The sequence below is a fragment of the Nisaea nitritireducens genome, assembly GCF_014904795.1.
Lineage (GTDB): Bacteria > Pseudomonadota > Alphaproteobacteria > Thalassobaculales > Thalassobaculaceae > Nisaea > Nisaea nitritireducens.
Genome location: NZ_JACZFS010000038.1, coordinates 54,919 through 79,697 on the forward strand (window position 1 = coordinate 54,919; position 24,779 = coordinate 79,697).

The 24,779-nt window shown below is 61.6% G+C and carries 23 protein-coding genes; 15 read left to right on the forward strand and 8 right to left on the reverse strand.

The window, feature by feature from the left end; genetic code table 11:
• The first annotated feature begins 29 nt into the window (after window positions 1-29).
• The 6 genes from rpsT to IG629_RS13525 all read left to right on the forward strand — a co-directional run bounded on the left by rpsT (window position 30) and on the right by IG629_RS13525 (window position 8,236).
• Window positions 30-296 (forward strand): 30S ribosomal protein S20, encoded by a 267-nt coding sequence (rpsT, locus tag IG629_RS13500; protein ID WP_193172465.1) that lies wholly within the window; start codon window positions 30-32, stop codon window positions 294-296.
• A 750-nt stretch (window positions 297-1,046) separates the two neighbouring features.
• A complete protein-coding gene (gene dnaA, locus IG629_RS13505) occupies window positions 1,047-2,468 on the forward strand; it encodes a chromosomal replication initiator protein DnaA (RefSeq protein WP_193172466.1) in 1,422 nt (473 codons plus the stop codon).
• A 185-nt stretch (window positions 2,469-2,653) separates the two neighbouring features.
• Complete coding sequence (gene dnaN / locus IG629_RS13510; protein ID WP_193172467.1) at window positions 2,654-3,772, forward strand: DNA polymerase III subunit beta; 1,119 nt, start codon at window positions 2,654-2,656, stop codon at window positions 3,770-3,772.
• A 68-nt stretch (window positions 3,773-3,840) separates the two neighbouring features.
• The gene (gene recF / locus IG629_RS13515) at window positions 3,841-5,031 is read left to right on the forward strand and encodes a DNA replication/repair protein RecF (protein WP_193172468.1); all 1,191 of its coding nucleotides are present in this window, start codon (window positions 3,841-3,843) and stop codon (window positions 5,029-5,031) included.
• A gap of 24 nt (window positions 5,032-5,055) precedes the next feature.
• On the forward strand, window positions 5,056-7,506 hold the full coding sequence (gene gyrB, locus IG629_RS13520; RefSeq protein ID WP_193172469.1) for a DNA topoisomerase (ATP-hydrolyzing) subunit B: 2,451 nt from the start codon (window positions 5,056-5,058) through the stop codon (window positions 7,504-7,506).
• 112 nt (window positions 7,507-7,618) lie between these two features.
• On the forward strand, window positions 7,619-8,236 hold the full coding sequence (locus tag IG629_RS13525) for a hypothetical protein (protein WP_193172470.1): 618 nt from the start codon (window positions 7,619-7,621) through the stop codon (window positions 8,234-8,236).
• A gap of 8 nt (window positions 8,237-8,244) precedes the next feature.
• Here IG629_RS13525 and IG629_RS13530 read toward each other — a convergent pair whose 3' ends face one another.
• The gene (locus IG629_RS13530) at window positions 8,245-9,114 is read right to left on the reverse strand and encodes an MBL fold metallo-hydrolase (protein ID WP_319025085.1); all 870 of its coding nucleotides are present in this window, start codon (window positions 9,112-9,114) and stop codon (window positions 8,245-8,247) included.
• A 95-nt stretch (window positions 9,115-9,209) separates the two neighbouring features.
• Between IG629_RS13530 and IG629_RS13535 the strand changes: the two genes are divergently transcribed.
• Together IG629_RS13535 and IG629_RS13540 are read left to right on the forward strand one after the other, a co-directional pair.
• Window positions 9,210-9,542: an ArsR/SmtB family transcription factor gene (locus tag IG629_RS13535; protein ID WP_193172471.1), complete on the forward strand. Its 333-nt coding sequence runs from the start codon at window positions 9,210-9,212 to the stop codon at window positions 9,540-9,542.
• A 25-nt stretch (window positions 9,543-9,567) separates the two neighbouring features.
• Window positions 9,568-10,110 (forward strand): rhodanese-like domain-containing protein, encoded by a 543-nt coding sequence (locus IG629_RS13540; RefSeq protein WP_193172472.1) that lies wholly within the window; start codon window positions 9,568-9,570, stop codon window positions 10,108-10,110.
• A 3-nt stretch (window positions 10,111-10,113) separates the two neighbouring features.
• Here the strand turns inward: IG629_RS13540 and IG629_RS13545 are convergent, their stop codons facing one another.
• Both IG629_RS13545 and IG629_RS13550 read right to left on the reverse strand, forming a co-directional pair.
• Entirely contained in the window at window positions 10,114-11,496 is a 1,383-nt protein-coding gene (locus tag IG629_RS13545; protein ID WP_193172473.1) for a tetratricopeptide repeat protein, read from the reverse strand.
• Window positions 11,497-11,776: 280 nt separating this feature from the next.
• The gene (locus IG629_RS13550; protein ID WP_193172474.1) at window positions 11,777-12,076 is read right to left on the reverse strand and encodes a hypothetical protein; all 300 of its coding nucleotides are present in this window, start codon (window positions 12,074-12,076) and stop codon (window positions 11,777-11,779) included.
• On the opposite strand from IG629_RS13550, the gene IG629_RS13555 reads away from it, so the two are divergent.
• On the forward strand, window positions 12,057-13,853 hold the full coding sequence (locus IG629_RS13555; protein ID WP_193172475.1) for a transglycosylase domain-containing protein: 1,797 nt from the start codon (window positions 12,057-12,059) through the stop codon (window positions 13,851-13,853). The genes IG629_RS13550 and IG629_RS13555 overlap by 20 nt on opposite strands.
• Before the next feature lie 12 nt (window positions 13,854-13,865).
• Here the strand turns inward: IG629_RS13555 and IG629_RS13560 are convergent, their stop codons facing one another.
• The 4 genes from IG629_RS13560 to ada all read right to left on the reverse strand — a co-directional run bounded on the left by IG629_RS13560 (window position 13,866) and on the right by ada (window position 18,120).
• A complete protein-coding gene (locus IG629_RS13560) occupies window positions 13,866-14,789 on the reverse strand; it encodes an endonuclease/exonuclease/phosphatase family protein (protein ID WP_193172476.1) in 924 nt (307 codons plus the stop codon).
• A 90-nt stretch (window positions 14,790-14,879) separates the two neighbouring features.
• Window positions 14,880-15,578 (reverse strand): M48 family metallopeptidase, encoded by a 699-nt coding sequence (locus tag IG629_RS13565; RefSeq protein ID WP_319025086.1) that lies wholly within the window; start codon window positions 15,576-15,578, stop codon window positions 14,880-14,882.
• A gap of 133 nt (window positions 15,579-15,711) precedes the next feature.
• The gene (locus tag IG629_RS13570; RefSeq protein ID WP_193172477.1) at window positions 15,712-16,917 is read right to left on the reverse strand and encodes a multidrug effflux MFS transporter; all 1,206 of its coding nucleotides are present in this window, start codon (window positions 16,915-16,917) and stop codon (window positions 15,712-15,714) included.
• 87 nt (window positions 16,918-17,004) lie between these two features.
• Window positions 17,005-18,120, reverse strand: a complete 1,116-nt coding sequence (ada, locus tag IG629_RS13575; RefSeq protein WP_193172478.1) for a bifunctional DNA-binding transcriptional regulator/O6-methylguanine-DNA methyltransferase Ada — start codon at window positions 18,118-18,120, stop codon at window positions 17,005-17,007.
• A gap of 257 nt (window positions 18,121-18,377) precedes the next feature.
• Here ada and ugpB point away from each other — a divergent pair, with 257 nt between their 5' ends.
• The 4 genes from ugpB (at window position 18,378) to IG629_RS13595 (ending at window position 22,583) form a co-directional block, all read left to right on the forward strand.
• A complete protein-coding gene (gene ugpB / locus IG629_RS13580; protein ID WP_193172479.1) occupies window positions 18,378-19,685 on the forward strand; it encodes a sn-glycerol-3-phosphate ABC transporter substrate-binding protein UgpB in 1,308 nt (435 codons plus the stop codon).
• A 79-nt stretch (window positions 19,686-19,764) separates the two neighbouring features.
• The gene (locus tag IG629_RS13585) at window positions 19,765-20,643 is read left to right on the forward strand and encodes an ABC transporter permease (protein ID WP_193172480.1); all 879 of its coding nucleotides are present in this window, start codon (window positions 19,765-19,767) and stop codon (window positions 20,641-20,643) included.
• Window positions 20,644-20,659: 16 nt separating this feature from the next.
• Window positions 20,660-21,502, forward strand: a complete 843-nt coding sequence (ugpE, locus tag IG629_RS13590; RefSeq protein WP_193172481.1) for a sn-glycerol-3-phosphate ABC transporter permease UgpE — start codon at window positions 20,660-20,662, stop codon at window positions 21,500-21,502.
• Between the two features lie 10 nt (window positions 21,503-21,512).
• Window positions 21,513-22,583 (forward strand): sn-glycerol-3-phosphate import ATP-binding protein UgpC, encoded by a 1,071-nt coding sequence (locus IG629_RS13595; RefSeq protein WP_193172482.1) that lies wholly within the window; start codon window positions 21,513-21,515, stop codon window positions 22,581-22,583.
• Window position 22,584: 1 nt separating this feature from the next.
• Here the strand turns inward: IG629_RS13595 and IG629_RS13600 are convergent, their stop codons facing one another.
• Window positions 22,585-23,103, reverse strand: a complete 519-nt coding sequence (locus IG629_RS13600) for a MarR family winged helix-turn-helix transcriptional regulator (protein WP_193172483.1) — start codon at window positions 23,101-23,103, stop codon at window positions 22,585-22,587.
• Window positions 23,104-23,213: 110 nt separating this feature from the next.
• On the opposite strand from IG629_RS13600, the gene IG629_RS13605 reads away from it, so the two are divergent.
• Entirely contained in the window at window positions 23,214-23,816 is a 603-nt protein-coding gene (locus IG629_RS13605) for a nitroreductase family protein (protein WP_193172484.1), read from the forward strand.
• A gap of 18 nt (window positions 23,817-23,834) precedes the next feature.
• Complete coding sequence (locus IG629_RS13610; protein WP_226886693.1) at window positions 23,835-24,761, forward strand: DMT family transporter; 927 nt, start codon at window positions 23,835-23,837, stop codon at window positions 24,759-24,761.
• Window positions 24,762-24,779 lie beyond the last annotated feature (18 nt).

Sequence of the window (24,779 nt, forward strand, 5' to 3'; positions counted from 1 at the left end):
TCCGCGCATCGAGCTGGGATTAGAAGCAAATGGCGCAACATCAGTCTGCCAAAAAACGTATTCGCCGTAATGAACGGCGCCGGGTCATGAACCACGCCCGGATCAGCCGTATCCGTACCTTCGTCAAGAAGGTCGAGACGGCGATCGACAGTGGGGACAAGGAAGTCGCTCAGGCCGCGTTCAAAGCAGCGCAGCCGGAAATGCAGCGTGGCGTGACGAAAGGTGTCCTTCACCGGAACACCGTGTCGCGCAAGCTGTCGCGCCTGTCCGCCCGGATCAAGGCAATCTCCGCCTAAAAACGGACGCCCTGACGAATACTTTAAGTGAAAGCCGCGCCTCTCGGGGTGCGGCTTTTGCTGTTCTGCGGACTGGCACGGCCGCCGGTGCGTGTGAAGCCGCCATGACGCTTTAGCTGCATTTTTATTGAATATTTGTTGCAAAATGACCTTCTAAATATTGTGGTCAGCGCGACTCAATCAACACCGATTTCTGAAAACTCTAATAAATTCAATAGATTGAGCGCGCCTTTCCGGTGGGTGGAATGGAAAGGCGATGTCATCTTTGAAGGACGGAATTCAAGGCGTTGATTCAAAGTGGAGATTGATTCTGTCAAGGAAAAGATCGGCGGAATCGGCGAAAAAAAATCGTCATTTTGGAAAGAGTCACGGTTGCGCGCCGAAAAGCACTTGGGTAGTTTGACTGCCTACTGCCGCGCCGGAGTGAAAACAAAATGAACAAGACCATTCAAAAGTTCAGGCTCGGTATTCGTTTAACGTTGCGGTTTGACAGGGCGGTCCGAACGGTCGCCAAGTAAAACCTTCAACGTTTCAAAGATTTATTTCGCACAGCCCGAAGAGTGCAAGAAATCGCCGGGGCGATTTTGTCTGAGGGAAGCTGTGTCCGGAACATGTATTTTCCGGCCGGCTGGTCGTTACATCGGATGGGGCTCTGAGATGACCAGGATCGCGCAGGAGAAGGGGTCGAGAAGAGGTTTGGATGTGTGGGGTGAATTCGGGCCGCAACGACAGGTCGCCGGAGGTCAGGACATGACTGCCGGCATTTCGAGCGATCACGAGCTGTGTTGGGCGCGTGTGCGAGGCAGACTCCGGACTGAACTGGGTGACGCGGTTTTCCGGAACTGGCTGAAGCCGCTGACCTTCGAAGGCATCGATGAAGGCACGGCGATCATGCGAGCGCCTAGCCCCTTTGTCCGTGATCGGGTCCGGTCGCAATATTCCGATCGCCTGCGGGCCATCTGGTCGGTCGAACATCCCGATGTGAAATCCATTGCCATCTTCGCGTCGAGCCGCGGCAGGTCAGAGACCAGCCGGGACGAGGCTGCGGATGCCGCGCTGGAGGCTGGCATGGTCGAGCCGGCGCAGCGCCCCGTGCCGCTGAAAGCTCCCGCAGTTCACGGTTTCTCCGGCTCGGACGAGCGCCCGGACTTCGAGGCGCCGCTGGATCCGCGTTTCACATTCGATAACTTTGTCGTCGGCAAGCCGAACGAGTTGGCCTTCGCCGCCGCGCGCCGTGTCGCCGAAAGCGAGACGGTACCGTTCAACCCGCTGTTCCTTTATGGCGGGGTCGGCCTTGGTAAGACCCACCTGATGCATGCCATTGCCTGGCATGTCCGGCAGCGGCATCCGAGCAGGCGGGTGATCTACCTCTCCGCCGAAAAATTCATGTACCAGTTCATCCGGGCGCTGCGCTTCCGCGACACGGTCGCGTTCAAGGAGCAGTTCCGGTCGGTCGACCTGCTGATGATCGACGATGTGCAGTTCATCAGCGGCAAGGACTCAACCCAGGAAGAGTTCTTCCATACCTTCAACGCGCTGGTGGACCAGAACCGTCAGGTGGTGATTTCCGCCGACAAGTCGCCGACCGATCTCGAAGGCATGGAAGAGCGGCTGCGGTCGCGGCTCGGCTGGGGGCTGGTCGCGGACATTCATCCGACCAACTACGAGCTGCGCCTCGGGATCATGCAGTCCAAGGCTGAGCGCCTCGGTGTCGAGATGCCGGAGAAAGTGCTCGAATTCCTGTCTCACAAGATCTCCTCCAACGTGCGCGAGCTTGAAGGTGCGTTGAATCGGATCGTCGCCCATTCGACCCTGGTCGGCCGGGAGATCTCGCTGGAGATGACCCAGGAAGTTCTGGTCGATCTGCTGCGGGCCAATGACCGCCGGGTGACTGTCGAAGAAATCCAGCGCCAGGTCGCGAATCATTTCCAGATTCGGCTTTCGGAGATGCATTCGGCCCGCCGGTCCCGTGCGATTGCCCGGCCACGGCAGGTAGCGATGTATCTGTCGAAGCAGCTGACCTCGCAATCGCTGCCGGATATCGGCCGGAAATTCGGCGGCCGGGACCACACGACGGTGCTGCACGCAGTGAGAAAAGTCGAGGAATTGCGCGGCCTGGACAAGCAATTCAACGACGATGTCGATCTGCTCCGGCGCATGCTGGAATCGTGATCTTTCAGGGCAGGTCCGCGTGCCGTCCATAATGGGTCAGCAGCACGAACTTTTTTGCCTTTGAAACTACCGCAAGCGCCATGCACTTGTGCTATAGTTTCATGCGCTTGTCTCACGCGGAGGCGCTCGTTCGCCGCTGGGTCGGCGATTGGGGGATCAACTTTCCAGCCGGTAAGTAGAAGAATATGAAAATCGTTATCGATCGCGCGGCTTTGCTTAAGCCTCTCGGACATGTCCAAAGTGTTGTGGAACGGCGGAACACGATCCCGATCCTGTCCAACGTTCTGTTAAAGGCAGCTGACGGACGGCTTAGTCTGAGCACCACCGATATGGATATGGACATCGTCGAATCCGTAGCGTGCGACGTGTCGGAAGCCGGCATCGTGACAGTGCCGGCTCATACTCTCTACGATATCGTCCGCAAACTTCCTGACGGATCGGATGTGGAGCTTGCAGCATCCGGCGATGTCAGCCGGGTGACGATCCGCGCCGGCCGCTCGAATTTCTCGCTTCCCGCCCTGATGCCGGAGGAATTCCCGGCTCTGAGCGGCGATGCGCTTCCCCACAGTTTCGTCATCAGCGCGGCCGATGCCTGCATGCTGATCGACCGGACCCGGTTCGCGATCTCCACCGAGGAGACCCGCTATTACCTGAACGGTATCTTCCTGCACGCGGCGGACGCCGATGGCGTCAAGGTGCTGCGCGCGGTGGCGACCGACGGTCACCGCCTCGCCCGGGTGCAGATGCCTCTGCCCGAAGGCGCGGCGGAAATGCCCGGCGTCATCGTGCCGCGGAAGGCCGTGAACGAGGTTCGCAAGCTGATCGACGGCGCCGACGGCGACGTCACGATCTCGCTTTCCGACACCAAGCTGCGGGTTTCCTTCGAAGACACGGTGGTCACCACCAAGCTGATCGACGGCACCTTCCCGGATTATGAGCGGGTGATCCCGAGCGGTAACGACAAGATGCTTCATGTCGACCGGCAGCGCTTCTCCGAAGCGGTTGATCGCGTAGCAACGATCTCGACCGAAAAATCCCGGTCGGTGAAGCTTGCCGTCACAAGCGGCCAGCTGACCCTCTCCGCCAGCAGCCCTGATAACGGTACCGCCCAGGAAGAAGTCGAGGTCGATTACAGCGCGAGCGATATCGAGATCGGTTTCAATTCCAAATATCTCCTGGATATCACCGGGCAGATCGAGGGCGAGCGGGCAGTGTTTCAGCTTGCCGATCAGGCGTCGCCGACGATCATTCTCGACCAGGATGACGAAAGCGCCCTTTACGTGCTGATGCCGATGCGCGTCTGAGGACGGCCCGCTCCAGGGTTCCGAGGCCAGCACGAACGGAAATGTTAAACGCATTGCGAAACACGGACATGTCCTGCACGACGCCCGAACCGGTGCTATCCAGCACCGGACGGGTTTCGCCGCGCGTCAACCGACTGTCCGTAACCGCATTCCGCAACTACGCTTCGGCCCGGATGGATGTTTCCGCCTCGGCAATCGTGCTGACCGGACCGAACGGTGCGGGCAAGACGAACCTGCTTGAAGCGGTCTCTTTTTTGACTCCGGGACGCGGTTTGCGCCGGGCCAAGATTTCGGAAGTCGGCCGGGTCGCCGCCGATGGAAGCAACGCTGCCTGGGCCGTTTCCGCCGAAGTTGGCGGTATGGCGGGGTCCGTGCAGATCGGCACCGGCCGGGATCCGGGCCCCGAGGGAAGTGGCCGAGATGGTGGCGAGAAGCGCCTGGTGCGGATCGACGGCGTGCCGGCGAAGAGCCAGACTGTGCTGGCCGAACATCTGGCTGTCTCCTGGCTGACGCCACAGATGGACCGATTGTTCATCGAGGGTTCCTCGAACCGGCGGCGCTTTCTGGACCGGCTGGTCTATGCCTTCGATCCTGACCATGCGACCCGGGTGAATGCCTATACCCACGCGCTGCGCGAACGGGCGCGGCTGCTGCGGAACGGCACGCGGGATCGTGCCTGGTTCGCGGCACTAGAAGAATCGATTGCTGAAAAGGCGGTTGCCATCGCAGCGGCCCGGACCGGGCTTGTGGCCCGGCTGAATGCGGAGACGATGGCCGGGTACGGCCCGTTTCCGGGGGCGGAACTCTCGCTTGACGGATATGTCGAGACGGAGATTGTCAGCCGTCCGGCGCTGGCCGTTGAAGATGAACTGAAGGCGCGGCTGGAGAAGGCCCGGCGTCTCGACGGCAGCGAGCCTGCCCCTGTTCCCGGCCCGCATCGCAGCGATCTGGAAGTCCGGCACATGACCAAGGGCATGATGGCGCCGCACTGCTCGACGGGTGAGCAGAAAGCGTTGCTGATTGCCATCGTGCTTGGCCATGCAAAGCTGGGCGCCGATGAAACCGGCGCGGTTCCGGTGCTGCTGCTGGACGAGGTTGCTGCCCATCTCGACAGCGGCCGGCGGGCCGCGCTTTATGATATTCTCCTCGCGCTTGGCGGGCAGGTCTGGATGACCGGCACCGACCGGGCGCTGTTCGCGTCCCTTGAGGGCGCTGGCCAGTTCTTTGCCGTTGAAGACGGTGAAGTACGGGTCGATTGATCACCTGAAGGACTAGGAGCCGACATGGCACAAGATGATCTTCCGGAACAGAACGGCGTGACAGGCGAAGACGCTGAATATGGCGCCGAGTCGATCAAGGTCCTGCGCGGTCTTGATGCGGTCCGGAAGCGGCCGGGCATGTATATCGGTGATACCGACGATGGCTCGGGTCTGCACCATATGGTCTACGAAGTGGTCGACAACGCCATCGACGAGGCGCTGGCCGGGCATTGCGATCTGGTGACGGTCACCTTGAACGCGGATGGATCGGCCACGGTCACCGATAACGGGCGTGGTATTCCAGTCGATATCCATTCCGAGGAAGGGGTCTCCGCCGCCGAGGTCATCATGACCCAGCTCCATGCCGGCGGTAAGTTCGACCAGAATTCCTACAAGGTCTCCGGCGGTCTGCACGGGGTCGGTGTCTCGGTCGTAAATGCCCTGTCTGAAAGCCTCGAGCTCCGGATCTGGCGGAACGACACGGAATATGTGGTCCGCTTCCGCCATGGCGAAGTCGAGGCGCCGCTGGCCGTGGTCGGCCCGGCAAACGGCAAGAAGGGCACGGAGATCACGTTCCTGCCTTCGACCGAGACCTTCACCAAGACCGTGTTCGACTTCAAGACGCTGGAACACCGGCTGCGCGAACTCGCCTTCCTGAATTCCGGCGTGCACGTTCTGCTGTCCGACAAGCGTGAGGCGGAGGAAGTCTCCGTCGACCTGTTCTACGAGGGCGGCCTGAAGGCGTTCGTCGACTATCTCGACCGCAATCACCAGCCCCTGCATGAATCGATCGTGGTCTCCGGCGAGCGCGACGGGATAACAGTCGAAGTCGCCATGCAATGGACCGACAGCTACCACGAGAACACGCTCTGCTTTACCAACAACATCCCGCAGCGCGATGGCGGCACGCACCTTGCCGGCTTCCGCGGTGCGATGACCCGGACGATCAATGCCTATGCGCAGGAAAGCGGGATTGCGAAGAAGGAAAAGACCCAGCTCAGCGGCGACGACGCCCGCGAAGGTCTGACCTGCGTGCTGTCCGTGAAGGTTCCGGATCCGAAGTTCTCCTCCCAGACCAAGGACAAGCTGGTCTCTTCCGAGGTCCGGCCGGTGGTCGAATCGATCCTTGGCGAGCGGCTGCAGCAATGGTTCGAGGAGCATCCGCAGGACGGCAAGAAGATCGTCTCGAAGGCCTATGAAGCCGCTGCGGCGCGGGAAGCCGCCCGCAAGGCGCGTGAGCTGACCCGTCGCAAGGGCGCGCTCGATATCGCGAACCTGCCGGGCAAGCTGGCCGATTGCCAGGAGCGCGATCCGTCGCTCTGCGAAGTCTTCCTGGTTGAGGGCGACAGCGCCGGCGGTTCCGCCAAACAGGCGCGGGACCGGAAGACCCAGGCCATTCTGCCGTTGCGCGGCAAGATCCTGAACGTGGAGCGGGCCCGCTTCGACAAGATGCTGTCCAGCCAGGAAATCGGCACGATCATCGCCGCCCTTGGCACCAGCATCGGCTCGGAGGAATTCAACGCCGACAAGCTGCGTTATCACAAGATCATCATCATGACTGACGCCGACGTGGACGGCAGTCACATCCGGACACTTTTGCTTACCTTCTTCTTCCGGCAGATGCCGGAGCTGGTGGAACGCGGCCATCTCTATATCGCCCAGCCGCCGCTGTACCGGGCCAAGAAGGGTAGCTCCGAGACTTATCTGAAGGACGACCGGGAGCTGGAAGCCTACCTGATCAACAACGGTATTGACGGGGTTACCCTGAAGCTCGCCGACGGGGCCCAGATTCTCGGCCCGGATCTTGAGCGGATGGCCGAACAGGCTCGGGACGCGAAGACGCTGATCGAGCCGCTGGTGCGCCGTATCGGCTCCGCCTTCGTGGTCGAACAGTGCGCGATTGCCGGTGCGTTGAACCCGGAATTGCTGGCCGATCCCGAGCGTGCCACCAAAACGGCCGCGAGCATTGCAGAACGGCTCGATGCGCTTTCCGAGGATATCGAACGCGGCTGGACCGGTCATTTCGATGCGGACAATATCGAACTGGTGTTCGAGCGTACCCTGCGCGGCGTGACCGAGCGGTACAGGATCGACCAGATCCAGGTCCGGACGCCGGAAGCCCGCCGTCTCACCGGCCTGGCCGACGAGTTGGCCGGGACGTTCGGCAAGGGCGCCTCGCTTCTGATGAAAGATGCGGAACGGCCGATCCATGGCCCGATTGCGCTGATCGAGGCGATCCAGGAAAGCGGCCGCAAGGGTCTCACCGTGAACCGCTACAAAGGTCTCGGCGAGATGAACCCGGATCAGCTCTGGGAAACCACGCTGGACGTCAACCAGCGCACCCTGTTGCAGGTCCGGGTCGACCATCTGGACGAGGCGCAGGAAATCTTCTCGACCTTGATGGGCGACGTGGTCGAGCCGCGCCGGTTGTTTATCCAGGAAAACGCGCTGAAGGTGGCGAACCTGGATATCTGATCGGCTGCCCTGGATAAACTCTAGCGCGCGAGATTTTCCCGGCTGTTGCCCGTGACACTTGTCGCGGCTAGGGTTGTGGCAGAATTGCGTTCGGGGGCGTTGGGGGAAATCGATGTTGTATCGCCGTGCCGCGGCCTTTTGCCTCGCGCTGTCGCTTTCGGCTTGTGCCGGCCGGGAAGCCGTCACTGTTGCCGAATTTACCCGACAGGACCAACAGTTGACCTGTCCCGAGCTTGATCGGGAAATCGGACGGAACAACGATGCAATGCGTTCGCGTGTTGTCGAAGGGCATGACCGTCAGGGCCGAAACATCATGGTCGGGGCGGTTGGAATCCTGCTGTTCTGGCCGGCACTGGCCGCGCTGGACCTGAAAGACGCACCCGGCAAGGAGCTTGCGGCTCTGGAAACCCGCAACAAGGCATTGGTTCGCTATGCCGATCAAAGGGCATGCAGGGTGCAGACCGCGCTCGATATCCCGGCCGTCAAGGCCGAGTATGAGGCAAAGTTCGATAGTGAAGGCAATCCGGTCGAGTCAACAGCCGTCAACAATAGCTGGACCTCACCTGCGGACACCCCAGCCGCGCCCCTTGGTACGACCGCAACATCCCAACCCCGGCCAGCCGCCAATCCCGTTGCACGCGGCGAGTTGAAGGGCTTGATGGACTCGTTCCTGCGCGGCGACATAGACCAGACGGAATACGAACAGCGCCGGATCGCCCTAGGGCTCTGACTCGACCCTCAGAACTGGTTGAGCGGCAGTTTCAGATACCGCACACCGTTTTCTTCCGGCTCCGGCAACTGCCCGGCTCGGATGTTCACCTGGATCGATGGCAGGATCAGCTTCGGCATATCGAGGGTCTTGTCCCGGGCCTCGCGCATGGCAACGAAGCTTTCCTCGTCCGCACCGTCCTTGAAATGGATGCTCCGCGCCTTTTCCTCGGCGACACTTGTCTCGAAGGCAATCTCGCGGCCGCCCGGCTGGTAATCGTGTCCGACGAAAATCCGGTAGTCGTCCGGAAGTGACAGGATGCGTTGGACCGACTGATAGAGTGTGCGGGCATCGCCGCCCGGGAAGTCGCAGCGAGCACTGCCGAAATCCGGCATGAAGATCGTGTCGCCGACAAACAGTGCATCGCCGATCCGATAGGTCAGGCAGGCCGGCGTATGACCCGGCGTGTGCATCACCTCGCAGTCCAGATTACCGATCTTGAAGCTGTCGCCATCCTGCCAGAGATGCTGGAACTCGTTCGGCTCCTCGCTCAGATTCTCCAGGTTGAAGACCGGTTTGAAGACGTCGCGCACATCCTTGATGTGCGAGCCGATGGCGATGCCGACCCCGAGCTCGCGGCGCATATAGGGCGCGCCCGACAGATGATCTGCATGGGCATGGGTCTCGAGCAGCCAGCTCACCTGCAGGCCCTTGTCCCGAATATAACCGAGCACCTTGTCCGTGCTCTCGGTGAAGGTCCGGCCCGAGGCGGAGTCGAAATCGAGCACTGAATCGATGATGACCGCCTGTTTGGTGTCCGGGCAGCTCACAACATAGGTGATGGTCGATGTTCGCTCGTCGAAAAAACCTTCGACCAGTGGCTTTGTCAGGTTGTTCACAGCACTTCTCCCGGAAAAGGCTTGTCTCCGCTTCGTCGATTCAATATATAAGCAATAACTTATATATGTAAACCGGATCGCTCAGGATTTTACGAATGACGGGACTATCCCTTGAGATCATGGAGCAGAAGGCGTCCGGTGTTGCGGATTTTCTGATGGCCGCCGCGAACAAGAACCGGCTCATGGTGCTGTGCCATCTCGCAGATGCGGGCGAGCTCACCGTGAACGATCTCGCGGCCCGGCTGGATCTTTCGCAGCCAGCCCTGTCGCAGCATCTGGCGCGCATGGCGGAGGAGAAACTGGTCGCTGCGCGCGCCGAAGGGCGCAGCCGGTATTACGCCCTGACACCGGGGCCGGTCAGCGATCTGCTTGCCGTTTTGCAGAAACATTTCTGTCCGCCCGAAGAAGCGGACATTGCAGCCGAATAAGGCCGGCTCGAGAAAGGAAAAGACCATGGAGACAAATCATCAGCAGCTTCCGGGCATCGATGCCCAGAGCGCCGCGCCGCAGATCGAAGGCGGAAAGCTCGTCCTGATCGATATCCGCGAGCCGGACGAGCGGGCACGGGAATGGATCCCCGGGTCGGTCGCCATTCCGCTCTCGGCATGGAAATCCGCAGATCTCGCCCCCTATCTCGATAAAGGCGTAGTGGTGCATTGTCGTTCCGGCAACAGAACGATGATCAATGCCCCGCTTTTTGTAGAAGCCGGATTTGCCTCCGCCGCTTTCCTTGAAGGTGGCATCGAGGGCTGGAAGGATGCGGGCCTGCCAGTCACACGGAACAAGAAGGCGCCGCTGGAGATCATGCGCCAAGTGCAGATCATCGCCGGGTCTTTCGCCTTTGCCGGCGGGCTCGCGGGCTATCTGGCCGATCCGATCTATGCCCTGATCCCGGCCTTTGTCGGTGCCGGCCTGCTGATGGCGGGCGTGACCGGCTGGTGCGGTATGGCGCGGATGCTGCGACACATGCCCTGGAACAAACAGGCGCCGGCCTGACATCTAACCATGCATGGCAATCGCCCGGGCTTCTGCTTCCGTGGCCCGCGTATGGTCGCCGAGACCACGGTGGGCCCGGGCGGCAAACCGCCAGTTCAGCGGGCTTGTCGGCTTCAGGGCGGTGCGCTCTGAAGCCAGCGCCAGGGCGAGATCGTTCCGGCCGCCCCGGAGAGCCGATTCAAGCAGGGTCATGCCGATAATGTCGCGCTGGGCGTGGCTGCCGCCGAGATAGCGGGTGCGGTAGCGGATCGGCAGCAGGATATCGACGGCATCTCCGTACTTCTCCTCGGCAAAGGCTTTCAGGGCCTTGCAAAAAGGCTGGCCGACCGTCCGGGTCATGGCCGCATTGGCATCGTTGGCGGCGGTGGTGTAGCGCTCATGCGCGTTCAGCACCCGCTCCGCCACCTCCCAACGGCCGTCGGCGACAAAGGTCATCATCGCGTGCACATCGTTGAAGGCATAGAGCGTGTCCGTCGCGCTCGGCTCCCACTTGTCCGCCAGCGTCTTCCAGCGATCGCCGACATCGACACCAAGCAGCTCAAGGCGCCAGAGCAGGGCGGCCGCGTCCAGTTCCTCGTACCTGTCGCCACTGGAATCGGTGCTGCGCAGACAGCGGTCATAGATGTCGAGCACCTGATCGTTCTGGGCAAGGTCGAGATGGTAAAGCGAGAGATGCCACCAGAGATGATTGGCGAAATTGCCATAAGTCCAGTCCTGCTGGCGTGAGCGCATCCAGTTGATGCCGCCGGACTGACGCCCCTGGCTTTCCATCACATGGCCGACTGCGTGAATGGCATAGGCGTCCTTCGGGTTCATGGCCACGGCCCGCCGGCCGCACTCTTCGGCAATCGAGAAATCCCGATTTTCCTCAAGCCCGAAGGCATAGAGACCCAGCACATAGCCGTATCCGGGGACACTTTCATCCCAGGCATGGAGAATGCGGGCCACACGGTCCCGCTGATTGTCTGTGTCGCCGAGCAGCACGTCTGAGAGATGGGCGAGTTGCAGGGCCAGCAGGTCGCGCGGGAACTGCACCAGCAACGCGTCCCAGCGGTCGACGGCGCCGTGGAAATCGCCGTCGGCCCAGGCCCTGATGGCCTCGATATGCCGGCGTTCCCGTTCGTTGGCCCGGGGCGCCAGCGCTTCGGCGGTCTTCAGCGTGCTGACAAGCTCCGGATAGATCCGGGTTTCCATCGCTTGCGTCAGCAGCGCCGCCTTGAAGATCTGACCCATGACGAAATCCGGCTCGGCATCGAGCACCTCGGTGATCTCGCCGAGCGGGTCGCCCGAATAGGTGAGGAACATTTCGTGGGCGTTTTCCAATGCCGCGACGAGGGCGCTGTCGGCATTCGAGACTGCGAGGTCCCTGCAGTCCGTGATGGTCATGGCGGATCTCCAGCCGGTGAATTGGTCACTGTCGATTAGCTACGCGCCCGCACGATCACGGACAATGCGAGAGCGCGTGATCGGAGCGAGAGGCATAATAAAAACAAGTGTTTAAGGCCGATTATTTGATTATATTCGTTAAATTAGTATTGAAAATTAGAAATACATTTAAGAAAATATGATAATTATATGTTATTAAAGGATTTTTATTATATCGCCTTCGAAATTAACGCTAATTTCACACTTAATGTTATGCATTAAGTGGGTTAAAAATATTTGCCTAAATCAAATGCTTATGAGTTAATTCTAATGTTGAATTTTGGGCGTGATTCCAGATGGCACGGACTCCGACAAAAAAATCTGCAGCGGCAACCCGCCGCTCATCCTCCGGCACGCGCAAGACTGCCGCGAAGAACGAGGCTGCGCGCAAACCCACCGCCAAATCACAACCGAAACCCGCGACTGCAAAAAAGCCGGCGGGCAAAAATTCCGCCGCCGGAACGCGCAAACCTGCCACGTCCCGCAAGCCGGCGACATCCCGCCGCCGTAAATCGACCGTGGTGCGCAAGCGCACAGGCATTGTTGCGGGGCTCATCAAATATGGTTTCGTCGCGGCGATCTGGGCCTTCGTGCTGGTGGGCGGCGTGCTCGCCTATCATGCCTACCAGTTGCCGGACATCACCGATCTCGACCGGTATGAGCGGGCGGGCGCAACCCGGCTGCTCGACCACGATGGCGCCATGTTCGTTTCCTACGGTGCATTGCATGGTCGCCCGGTCACAGCGGCCAATCTTCCCGATCCCCTGATAGATGCCCTGGTCGCAACCGAGGATCGACGGTTCTTCTCTCATTTCGGTATCGATCCGATCTCGATCCTGCGGGCGGCCGCGGTCAATCTCAAGGCGGGGCGGACGGTGCAGGGCGGCAGTACCCTGACCCAGCAGCTCGCCAAGAATGTCTTTCTCAGCGCGGACCGGTCCTATTCCCGGAAGATCCAGGAACTGCTGCTGGCGTTCTGGCTGGAGCACCGTTTCAGCAAGCAGGAGATCCTCGCGCTCTATCTCAACCGGGTCTATTTCGGTGCCGGCGCTTATGGGGTGGATGCGGCGGCCCGGAAGTATTTCCGCCGACCGGTGGAGGACCTGACAGCATACCAGTCCGCTATGCTGGTCGGTTTGCTGAAGGCACCGTCACGCTACAATCCGGCGGTCGACCAGGAGCGCTCACAGGGCCGCACGCGGCAGGTTCTGCTGAACATGGCCGATGCGGGCTACCTCACCGAGGACGCGGCAGAGCGGATCGCCGCCCGTCCGTCCGCCATCCAGGGCGCGGCAGGGGTGAGCCGGAACCATCGCTATTTCGCCGACTGGGCGCGGGAGCGGGCGAACGGCTATGCCGGCCCCGGCGGCGGGGACCGCACGGTCCGCACGACCCTCGACAGGCGGCTGCAGCGGATCGCGGAGTTGGCCGTCAGCGAGGGCATGAAGCGCGGTGCCAAGAAGGGCGCCCGGCAGGTCGCCATGGTGGTGATGTCGCCGGACGGCGCTGTCCGGGCGATGATCGGCGGGCGCGACTATGCCAGCTCCCAGTTCAACCGTGCCACCCAGGCGCTGCGCCAGCCGGGTTCCGCCTTCAAGCCTTTCGTCTTTCTGGCAGCGCTTGAGGCAGGGTACACGCCCAAGACGCGGCTGCCCGATGCACCGGTTGCGCTGAACGGCTGGACGCCGCGCAATTTCGACGGCCGGTATCGGGGGGAGGTCACGCTTGAAGACGCGCTGGCGCATTCTTTGAACGCGGCGACGGTGAATCTCTCTGAAGCGATCGGTCGGCGCCGGGCGCTTTCGGTTGCGCGCCGGCTCGGCGTGACGGCCACTCTGCCGGAAGGGCCAAGCCTCGCCCTCGGCGCAGGTGAGGTGACGTTGCTGGAAATGACGGCGGCCTATGCGGCATTCGCCAATCAGGGCCGGTTCGTCTCGCCCTATGCGGTCGAGCGCATTCAGACATCCGCCGAAGGGGCGATCTATGCCCATGACGACCGACCCGCCCCACAGATCGTGGAGGAGCGCACGGTCGCCGATTTGAACTCCATGCTGCAGTTGGTGGTGGAAAGCGGCACAGGTCGCCGGGCCCGTATCGGGCGGCCCGCTGCCGGGAAAACCGGCACCTCCCAGGATTTCCGCGATGCCTGGTTCATCGGTTATACGGCGGATCTGGTCGCCGGGATCTGGATCGGCCGCGACGATGCCTCGGCCATGGACGGCGTGACAGGCGGCAGCCTGCCTGCCGAAATCTGGGCTGATTTCATGTCGAAAGCGGAAGACGGACCGCCCCGGTCGCTGGCCCTGAAGGCGAATTAGCCCTGACGCCAATCAAAGCGCGCCTGTTTCGATATCCACGATCAATGGCAGATGATCCGAGCTGACATGCGGGCCGAGGGCCGCACCGCCGACCTTCAGAGTGGGCGAGATCAGGGCATGGTCGATCGGCAGGGCCATCAGGTCGCCAAGCCAGTTATCCCCCCATGTGAAAGAGCGGCGCAGGCCCGGTACCACCCGGGTGCCTGAATCAGCGGCGATCTTCTGTACGGCGTGGCTCCAGGGGGCGGCGTTGAAGTCACCGGTGATGATCAGCGGCGTGTCGAGCTGGTCCCAGATCGCTGCCAATGCTTCGATCTGCGCGGCCTGGGGCAGTGGGAACGGCCAGCGCAAATGAAGCGAGGCAACAGTGGTGTCCCGCCCGCCGCCTGAAACGGTAGCCCAGGCAAGCCGGTGATCCTCCAGGCATCCGGTCCCGGTGAATGCAGTCCGTGACAGCACGGCAATACCGACCGCACCCCGATAGGGACAGATGACCTGGTGCGGGTATGTTTCCTTGAGGCGCTTCGTCAGTCCCGGTTGTTCGACTGCGGCTTCCTGCAGGGTGATCACATCGGGTTTTATCTCCGCGATATAGGCCGCTACCTGCTCAATTTTGGCGTGGTTGTGATTCATGTTGAGGGACAGGACCCGGAGATGGCCCGCGCCCTGCGGCCGGTCTTCCGAGAGCATGCTGCCGCCGAAAAGCTGGCCGAGCGAGCCGGCACTGACCACGATCACGGTGGTGAGAAACAGGGCGCTGATCCAGGCACGCGTGACCAGCAGCGCAAGCAGGAAGGGAATGGCCAGCACCAGCAGGTGCAGGCGCAGATGGGAAAAACTGTCCGCCAACGGATGAAAGGCACCGAACTGACCGGCGATGAGAGCGGCGGCGATGGCAAGGGAACAAAGCAGCGAGAAGCGCCGGAGAGAATTCATATGAGGTGTGCCCGCTTGACGGTCGTTAACGAATGCGCGGGACTTTCGTGGGGAAATTTGACCGGATCATGGTCGAGTGATGGGAGGAGGTCAGCCGTAGCGATGCAACGTGGCGCCGTGCCGTTTCAGCCAGGCGCGGGACATGTCCATGTCTTCGACAAGTCCGTCGCAAAGCGCCCAGAACCGGCCGGAATGGTTCATTTCGATCAGGTGGGCGGCTTCGTGAGCGCTGACATAATCCAGCACATGTTCCGGCGCCAGGATCAGGCGCCAGGAGAAGGAAAGCGCGCCGGTGGAGGAGCAGCTTCCCCAGCGGCTACGTGTGTCGCGCACGGAAATCCGTGTCGGCTTGCGTCCTAGTTGCTCGGCATGGAAGCGGGCACGGTCGGAGAGCTCGCGCCGGGCTTCCCGTTTCAACCAGTCTGTCAGCCGCCGGGCGAGATGGTCGGCACCGCCGGAGACCTCGAGATGTGGCAAGCCATCGTCGTGACTTTCCGTGCGCCGGACCGCGCCCCGCAGCTCCGGTGCATGGCGGATCCGGTGGTCGACACCGAGCAGGGGAATGGTGGTGCCGTCGGCAAAGGGGATGGCTTCCGGCAGACGGGCCAGCCGGTTTTCCAGCCAGACGACGTTCCGGGCGACGAAGCTTTCCGCCTGTGACAGGGAAACACCGGGCGGCAGAACAAGCTCCGGCGCCCCGCGGGCAGGGTCGACTTTCAGCGACAGGCGACGGGCGCGGGCCGAGACCCGTACGGGCACCTCGATATCAGCACCGTCACGTCCTCTCACGATCAGAGGGGCTCTCACGATCATCGGGCCGGAAGCGTTCATGAGCGCGTTATTACCAAGGTCTAGTGGGTCGGAAAATACAAACTACCAGATATTAGTGCCGTCAAGGAACCTGCCGGTCAATCGCGGCTCCTCAATCTTTCGAAGCACCGGGGCGCGGGATCAACATGACCGAGACCACGCCGAGCACACCGGCCACCGCGAACAGGTCCGGCATTACCAGCGGATGAAGGTTCTGCAGGCTGCTGATGATGAAAGAGCCGACCGCCCCGGTGCCCATCTGCAGGAAGCCGAGCAGGGCCGAGGCGACCCCGGCGATATGCGGAAAATGCTGGAGTGCGCCGGCCATGGAACTCGGCACGGTGATACCGAGGGCGACGAGCAGCAGCATGCTCGGGCCGATGATCGCGACGGCGGAGACATGGCCGAGCTGGGCCGGGATGAACATTGCGAAGCCCGCGATCAGGCCGACGACACTGCCGATCCGGACCATGTTGTAGATCCCGATCCGGCGGCCGAACCGGTTGGTGATGATGTTGCCGGTCAGAAACCCCGCGACATTGAACAGGATCAGCAGCCCGTAGGCCTGGGGCGAGTAGCCGAGTTCCACCATCAGGACATAGGGAGAGCCGGTCTGATAGGCGAACAGCATGCCGAAGATACAGCCGTTCAGCGCCGCATAGCCGAAGAACCGGCGGTCGATGATCAGCGTGCCGTAGGTTCTCAGCATGCCGCCGAGTTTCATCGCGTCGATATTCTTGTGCGCGTTGGTCTCCGGCAGGCGGAAAAGACTGAAGACGAACAGCAGGCAGCCGACCACCGCCATGAAAATGAAGGAGGCCTGCCAGCCGAAATGGCCCTGAAGCTGGCCGCCGATGGTCGGTGTCAGCGCCGGGGAAAGCGCCATTGCCATGCCGATATAGGACATGATCCGGGCGGAATCGGTGCCTTCGGACTTGTCGCGGATGACCGCCCGGCTGATGGCGTGGCCGGAGCAGGCACCGATGGCGAGTAGCACGCGGGCGCAGATCAACGCCCAGATACTCGTTGCCAGGGCGCAGGCGATGGCTCCCAAGACATAGAGGGCGAGGCCCGTCAGGATCACCGGCCGGCGTCCGAACCGGTCCGAAAGCGGCCCGGCTAGTAGCTGGAAGAACGCGAAAGCGGTGAAATGCACTGTCAGGGTAAGCTGAACGGTACCCATGTCGGTCTGAAAGTACTCGACGAGCGACGGCAGTGACGGGACGAACATGCCAACGGCCATCTGGCCGAGGGCGACCATTAGCGTGAGAGTCGCGATGCCGCTGGCCGAATCGACCCGGAAATCGGTTTTTTGCATGGGTGATCTTCGACATGGAGGAAGGCCGCCACTGCAGGCGACCTCTCTTTCATAGCGCAATTTTGCACTGCGGTAAAACTGGTTAGTTTACCCGGCCTCGGCGAGGCTCATCTCTTCACGCCGCTGATGCTCTTCTTCGAGTAATCGACGCTTGCGGGGCACGCCCCAGCGATAGCCTGTCAGGCTGCCGCCGGCCCCGACCGCGCGGTGGCAGGGAATGACAAGGGCGACGCGGTTGCTGCCGCAGGCCCGGCCAACGGCACGGGGCGCCCCCGGCTTGCCGATGGCGTGCGCCAGCTCTCCATAGGTTCGGGTCTCGCCATAGGGCACGTCCATCAGGGCTTCCCAGACCTGCCGTTGGAAGGCGGTCGCCTGAATGTCGAGCGGCAGTTTGATATCCGGCAGCCGTCCTTCGAGATGGGCAATCACGGCTTCGGTGATCCGGCCAAGGGTATCGTCGTCCCGCACGATCTCCGCTTTCGGGAATTCCTCGCGCAGTTCCTGCTCAAGCCTGGCGGTGTCTTCACCGAGGGCGAGAAAGCAGATCCCGTTCTCCGTTGCGGCGATGAGGATCTGGCCGAGTGGGCTCGGTGCGAGGGTAAAGGCGATGACCGCGCCGCGCCCGCCCTTGCCATAGGTCGCCGGTGTCATGCCGAGCTGACCGCGTGCCTTTTCATACAATCGGCTGGAGGAGCCGTATCCGGCACCGTAGAGCGCCGGGGCCACGGCTTCGCCGGACTTCAGGTTGCTGCGCAGCCGTTCGAGCCGCCGCGCGTCCCAATATTGCCGTGGGGTGACGCCGGTTGCGGCCTTGAAGGTGCGTTGCAGGTGGTAGGGCGAGAGGCCGGTAGCCTCCGCCAGTTCTTCCAGGGTTGGTGAGGCCTCGTCCGCCGCCTCCAGCAATGTGCAGGCTGCCTGCACGGCACCGAGCCGCCGGGTTTCGGCCGCATCCGCGCCAAGGCATTTCCGGCAGGCCCGGTAGCCAGCGGCCTCCGCGGCGGCGGCGCTGTCGTAGAACCAGACATTCTCGCGTTTCGGTCTGCGCGAGGAGCAACTCGGGCGGCAATAGATGCCTGTGCTTGTGACCGCATAGAAAAACACGCCATCCGCTTTGGCGTCGCGGGTCTGCACCGCCGTCCAGCGCTGCGCATCGTCGTTGAAACGGTTCGATTCCGGCTTTCCGATTGAACTGCTATCCGGCATGGGCCCGGCCTCCTCGGTGACTTCGCCCATTTTATACCTTTTCGGCGCGGCTTCCGACTATCCGCAGCTTGCGCGGCAAACCGGGTATTTCCGCAGCGGCTGGCTGATCGGAACAGAACAAACGAACATTTCATATTTTCAAATGAAAAGAGAAACTTAGCCGTCATTATTGCAACGAAAATGTCACGGTTCTTTCACCGTTCGGACGTGTGCCGGGAATAGGGTCGGCGCTCGTATTTCTTCCAACGGAGCCTCTTATGAAAGCGACCAAGACGATCTTCGCCGCTGCGGCCGGCCTTGCCATGCTCGGCGCCGGCGCCGCAAACGCGGCCACTGAAATCACCTTCTGGCATGCCATGGGTGGCGGTCTCGGTGAGACGGTCAACACCATCGCCAAGGACTTCAACGCGTCCCAGAGCGAATACAAGCTGACCCCGATCTACAAGGGCGGCTACGAAGAGACCATGACCGCCGGGATCGCAGCATTCCGCGCCGGCGAAGCGCCGAACATCATCCAGATCTTCGATGCCGGCTCCGCCACCATCATCAATGCCAAGGGCGCCGTTTATCCGGTCGCCAGCCTGCTGAACGAGAACGGTGTGCCGTTCCACGCCGAGGATTACATCTCCGGCGTCCGTAACTTCTATGCGGACAGCAAGGGCGACATGATCGGCATGCCGTTCAACAGCTCCACCCCGGTGCTCTATTACAACAAGGACGCGCTCGCCAAAGCCGGCGTGCAGCCGCCGAAGACCTGGGAAGAGTTCGAGGAAATCGCGCCGAAGCTGAAGAAAGCCGGTTACATCGCCCTTTCCCAGTCCCATACCCCGTGGATCTTCTCCGAGAACTTCCATTCACGGCACAACATCCCGCTGGCGAACGACAATAACGGCTTCGACGGCGTTGCTACCAAGATCAACTACAACAACGAACACATGCGCATGCACTTCTCCAAGGCACGCGAATGGCAGCAGGCCGGCCTGTTCGGGTATTACGGCAGCAAGTGGGGCGACAACCAGAAGCCCTTCATCGACCAGGAAGTCGCCATGTGGCTCGGCTCCTCGGGTTCCTTCGGCGGCCTGAAGAAGAGTGCCAAATTCTCCTTCGGCACCACCAACCTGCCGTACTGGAACAGCATCACCAAGGGTGAGGAATATACGACCTTCATCGGTGGCGCCGCGCTCTTTGCCTTCAGCGGCAAGGAAAAGGCCCAGAACGAAGGCGTTGCCAAGTTCTTCCAGTTCCTGACCAAGCCGGAGACCCAGTTTTTCTGGCACAAGGAAACCGGTTACGTGCCGATCACCAACGCGGCCTACAAGCTCGCTCAGGAAACCGGTTACTACAATGACGAGCCGGACGCCGAAGTCGGCATCCAGCAGCTGAACCAGAAGGCGGCCGCGAACAACAAAGGCTATCGCCTCGGCTACTACGTTCAGATCCGTGAAGTCATGACCCGCGAATATGACCAGGTCTTCGCCGGCACCAAGTCCGTCGACGACGCTTTCGCGGCTATCGAGGACGGCGCCAACAAGCTGCTGGCCCGCTTCGCCAAGACGGTTCAGTAACCAGCATTTCTCGTAAGAGCGGCGGGCGGTATCAACCGTCCGCCGCTTTCCTGTTCCGGCTCGTCAAGGGAAGTCGCCGATGAAACGGCAGCAATTCGACAGTCTCACCCTGCCGTATCTGCTGATCGCGCCTCAGCTCGCGATCATCTTTATTTTCTTTGTCTGGCCCGCGGCCCAGGCGGTCTACCAGTCCTTCATGCTGGAAGATCCGTTCGGTCTGGCCAGCCAGTTCGTCGGGTTCGACAATTTCACCGAAGTGGTTTCGAACGAGCATTACGCCCGCTCGGCGCTCTTCACCGCGATCTTCTCCGGGCTGGTGGCCTTTCTCTCCATGGCCATCGCCCTGCTGCTCGCGGTCAAGGCGGACGGCATCCTGCATGGTCAGTCGGCCTACAAGATTATGCTGACCTGGGTCTATGCCGTGGCGCCGGCCGTTGCCGGCATGATGGGAGTCTTCCTGTTCGATCGTTCCATCGGCCCGCTCAATCACCTGTTCAACGCCACCGGCTGGCCGTTCAATCCGCAGCTCGACGTGTTCGACGCCTCGGTGACGGTGATCCTGGTCTCGGTCTGGAAGCAGATCAGCGTGAACTTCATCTATTTCCTTGCCGGTCTGCAGTCCATCCCGCGCGCCGTGCGCGAGGCGGCCCTGATCGACTGCCGCAACGGCTTCCGCCGGTTCTGGACTGTGACCCTGCCGCTCTTGGCACCGACCGGCTTCTTCGTTCTGGTGATCAACATCACCTATGCCTTCTTCGAGACCTTCGGCGTGATCGACACAATGACCCGCGGCGCCCCCGGCGGCGGCACGGCGACGCTGGTCTACAAGGTCTATCAGGACGGCTTCCTCGGCGCGGATATCGGCGGCAGCTCCGCCCAGTCCGTCATTCTCATGATCCTCGTGCTCGGGCTGACCATCGTGCAGTTCCGTGTGCTCGAGAAGCGCATCCATTACTGAGCCGGGGATCGACGCCATGCACCGCATCAAACTCACCGACCACCTGATCCTTATTCTCGGCGTGCTGTTTCTGCTGCTGCCGATCTGGGTGGTCTTCGCTTCCTCGACGCACCGGCCGGAGACCTTGTTGGCCGATGGCCTGCAATTCGGGTTCGGGGATTATTTCTGGGAAACCTACAGCGCGGTCCTGTTCGAAAATACGGGCTTCACCCAGACCGTGAACGCCGTGCTGATGCTGAAGAACTCCCTGATCCTCGGCCTCGGCTTCTCGGTCGGCAAGATCCTGATCTCGACCATCGCGGCCTATGCCATCGTCTATTTCCGCTTTCCGGCGGGCAGCTTCTTCTTCTGGATCATCTTCTCCTCCCTGCTGCTGCCGCTGGAGGTACGGATCATCCCGTCCTACGAGGTGGTCTCGAAGCTCGGCATGCTGAATTCCTATACCGGCCTGATCCTGCCGCTGATCGCGTCCGCTACCGCGACCTTCTTCTTCCGCCAGTTCTACAAGTCGGTGCCGGAAGAGATCCTGGAAGCGGCAAGGATCGACGGCGCCGGGCCGTTCCGCTTCTTCGTCGATATCCTGCTGCCGCTGTCGAAAACGATGATCGCGGCGATCTTCATCATCATGTTCGTGGTCGGCTGGAACCAGTATCTCTGGCCCATCCTGATGACCACGGACGAGAGCTATTTCACCGTTGTCATGGGGATCAAGCAGATCCTGAACGATCTCGAAGGCAACCGTATCCCGCAATACAACAAGGCCCTTGCGCTTTCCTTCCTGGCGATGCTGCCCCCTGTGATGGTGGTGCTGATCTTCCAGCGGTGGTTCGTGAAGGGCCTCGTCGAGTCCGAGAAATGAGGAACTGAGGATGGCCGAGGTCGCACTCACCAACGTCGAGAAAACCTACCCGAACGGCTTCAAGGCCATTCACGGGATCGATATCGACATTCAGGACGGCGAGTTCATCGCTCTCGTTGGCCCGTCCGGCTGCGGGAAATCGACTCTGCTGCGCATGGTGGCCGGGCTGGAAAGCATTTCCGGCGGGGACGTCTCCATCTCGGGCCGTCAGGTCAACAAGCTGGAGCCGGCGAACCGGGACATCGCCATGGTGTTCCAGAACTATGCGCTCTACCCGCACATGACCGTCCAGGGAAACATGGCCTACGGCCTGAAAAACCGCGGCATGGCGAAAGAAGAGATCGCCCAGCGGGTGCAGAAGGCCGCCGAGATTCTGGAACTTTCTCCGCTTCTCGACCGGCGCCCGCAGCAGCTTTCCGGTGGTCAGCGCCAGCGTGTCGCCATGGGTAGGGCCATCGTCCGCGAGCCCGCCGTCTTCCTGTTCGACGAGCCGCTTTCGAACCTGGATGCCAAGCTCCGTGTACAGATGCGGGTTGAGGTGAAGAAACTGCAACGCCAGCTCGGCACTACCAGCCTCTATGTCACCCACGATCAGGTAGAGGCCATGACCATGGCGGACCGGCTGGTGGTGATGAATGCGGGCATCGCCGAGCAGATCGGCACCCCGATTGAGGTCTATGACCGTCCGGCCAGCATGTTCGTCGCCGCCTTTATCGGCTCACCCTCGATGAACTTCATGACAGGCAAGGTCGAAAGCGGCGCGGCCGTGCTCGGCTCCGGCCAGCGGATCGGGCTGAACGGGCAGGCGAAAAACCTCGCCGAAGGTCAGCCGGTGACGGTCGGCATCCGGCCGGAGCACTTCCAGCCGTGCGGCGAAGGCGAGGGGCTTCAGGTCCATATCGATCTGGTCGAGCATCTCGGCGCGGAAACGCTGATGCATGGCACGGCACCTGGCAATGGTGATCTGACCACGGTCCGGCTTGCCGGTCACCAGACGCTTTCGGGCGGTGACAGCATCCGGGTCAGCGTCGCGCCGGATCAGGTGCATCTGTTCGATACGGAGAGCGGCAAGCGGCTCTGAGCTAGGCGCCGACCTTCGCCAAAAGGCGTTTCAGGTCTTCCCGCTCGGCAGTGTCGAGCGGCGCCAGCATCTGTTCCTCGGCGGCCAGATGGGAGGTGACGAGCCTGTCCGCCAGCGTGAAGCCGTCTTCGGTCAGGGCGATCTTGAGGCTGCGCCTGTCTTTCGGGTCCGACCGGCGCTCGATCAGGCCGCGTTTTTCCAGACGGTCGAGCCGGTTGGTCATGGCCGAGGTTGAAAGCATCATCTCGCCTGCCAGCTCCGAAGGCGTCAGGGTTTGGCCTCTGCCCTGACGGCGCAGGGTCAGCAACACGTCGAATCCGGCGCCATCGAGCCCGCCTTTCGCGGCATTGCCTTCAACAGCGGTCCGGACCCTGTCATTTGCCCGCCGCAGCGCGCCGCAGACCGCCATGGGGGACGGATCGAGGTCGGGCCGTTCCCGTTTCCACTGCTGAAGAATCGTCTCCAGAGCGGCGCCCTGTGCGGATTCCGCAGGCGATTTTGCACGCGAGTCTTGACTCATGGATCGTCCGCCATCAAATAGTTCGATATCAAATTATCTTATATCGTATAATCGTGCATCGAATGATGACAGCTTAAGACACCCGCCCCGGAATGTGAAGGACTTGCCCCATGAGTTATCTCCGTACAACGGACCATCCGATTGAACCGCTGTTTCTGGACAGATGGTCGCCCCGCAGTTTCGAGCCGGAAATCATGCCGGACGAAGACTTGCTGACAATTCTTGAAGCGGCCCGGTGGGCTCCCTCCGCCTTCAATATTCAACCGTGGCATTTCCTTTATGCGACCCGGAACGGTGCCCATTGGGACCGGTTCGTCGGTGTGCTGGACGATTTCAACAAAGCCTGGGCGCGCGACGCCTCCGTTCTCTTTGTCCTGCTCTCCGATACGCTCATGCCGGGGGACGCCACCCGGCCCGACCGTGTGTCCTCGGTAAACAGTTTCGATGCGGGGGCGGCCTGGGCCCATCTCGCGCTCCAGGCCACGGCGCGCGGCTACCACGCCCATGCAATGGCCGGGATTGATCGGGAACAGGCACGCGCCGCGCTCGCCATTCCATCGCGTTTCAGAATCGAAATCGCCATTGCGGTGGGCCGCAGGGGTGCGCCGGAGCGGTTGCCAAGTGCGCTGGCCGAGCGGGAGGCGCCAAGTGACCGCAAGCCGTTGTCACGGATTGCCTCGCCGGGACCCTTCCCGGCGGGGACAGTGCGCTAGAGCGGGAGGAGAACCAAGATGACGCAATCGCTTGACCATCCCGAAGAAGGCGCGCAACCAAGATCGATGTTTGCGAACCCGTCTCTGTTGTTGCTCATGACCGGCGCCCTGATAGGGGTGAATTTCCCGCTCGGGAAAATCGCTGGCGACGCTGGTATTTCGCCCATTCTCTGGGCCATGATCCCGTCGCTCGGGGTCGCTGCGCTGATGCTCCCGGTACTCGTCATGCGGCGCGGTCTCCAGCGTCCTGACCGGACGCTGGCCCGCTTTTCCGTGATTGCGGGGCTGGTCTCCTACGTGATCCCGAATGTCATTCTCTTTGCCGTTATTCCACATGCGGGTGCCGGCTATATGGGGCTGATGTTCGCCCAGTCGCCAGTCTTCACGCTGGCCTTCTCGGCCCTTCTCGGCCTCAAGACACCGAACCGGCTTGGTCTTGCCGGGATCGCGGTTGGATTGACCGGGGCGGCCATTGTCAGTCTGACCAGGGGTGCGGCTCCGGATGCGCCGGATCTGTTCTGGATCGTGGCGGGCTTCGCCGTGCCGGTCGCGCTTGCTGTCGGCAATGTCTACCGCACCATAGCCTGGCCGGAGAACACCTCGCCCGACGCCCTCGCCTTCTGGAGCCATGGGGCGGCGATCATCGCTTTTGTCGCGTTGCTGTTTCTGGTGGAAGGGACGGTGCCGCTTGCTTCTCTCGCAGCCGTTCCCGGCTCCGCTCTGTTGCAGGCGGTGGCGGCGGCGGCGACCTTCCCGCTTTTCTTTCGGCTTCAGCATCTTGGCGGACCGGTTCTCTTGAGTCAGATCGGCTATGTCGCCGCCAGCGTCGGTCTGGTCATCGCGACATTTTTGCTCGACGAGCGCTACAGCCTCGCGACCTGGGCCGGTGCTCTGGTCATTGCCGTGGGCATCGCTCTGACGGTGATGGCACAGCGGCGCACCTGATTACTCATTGAGCCGGCG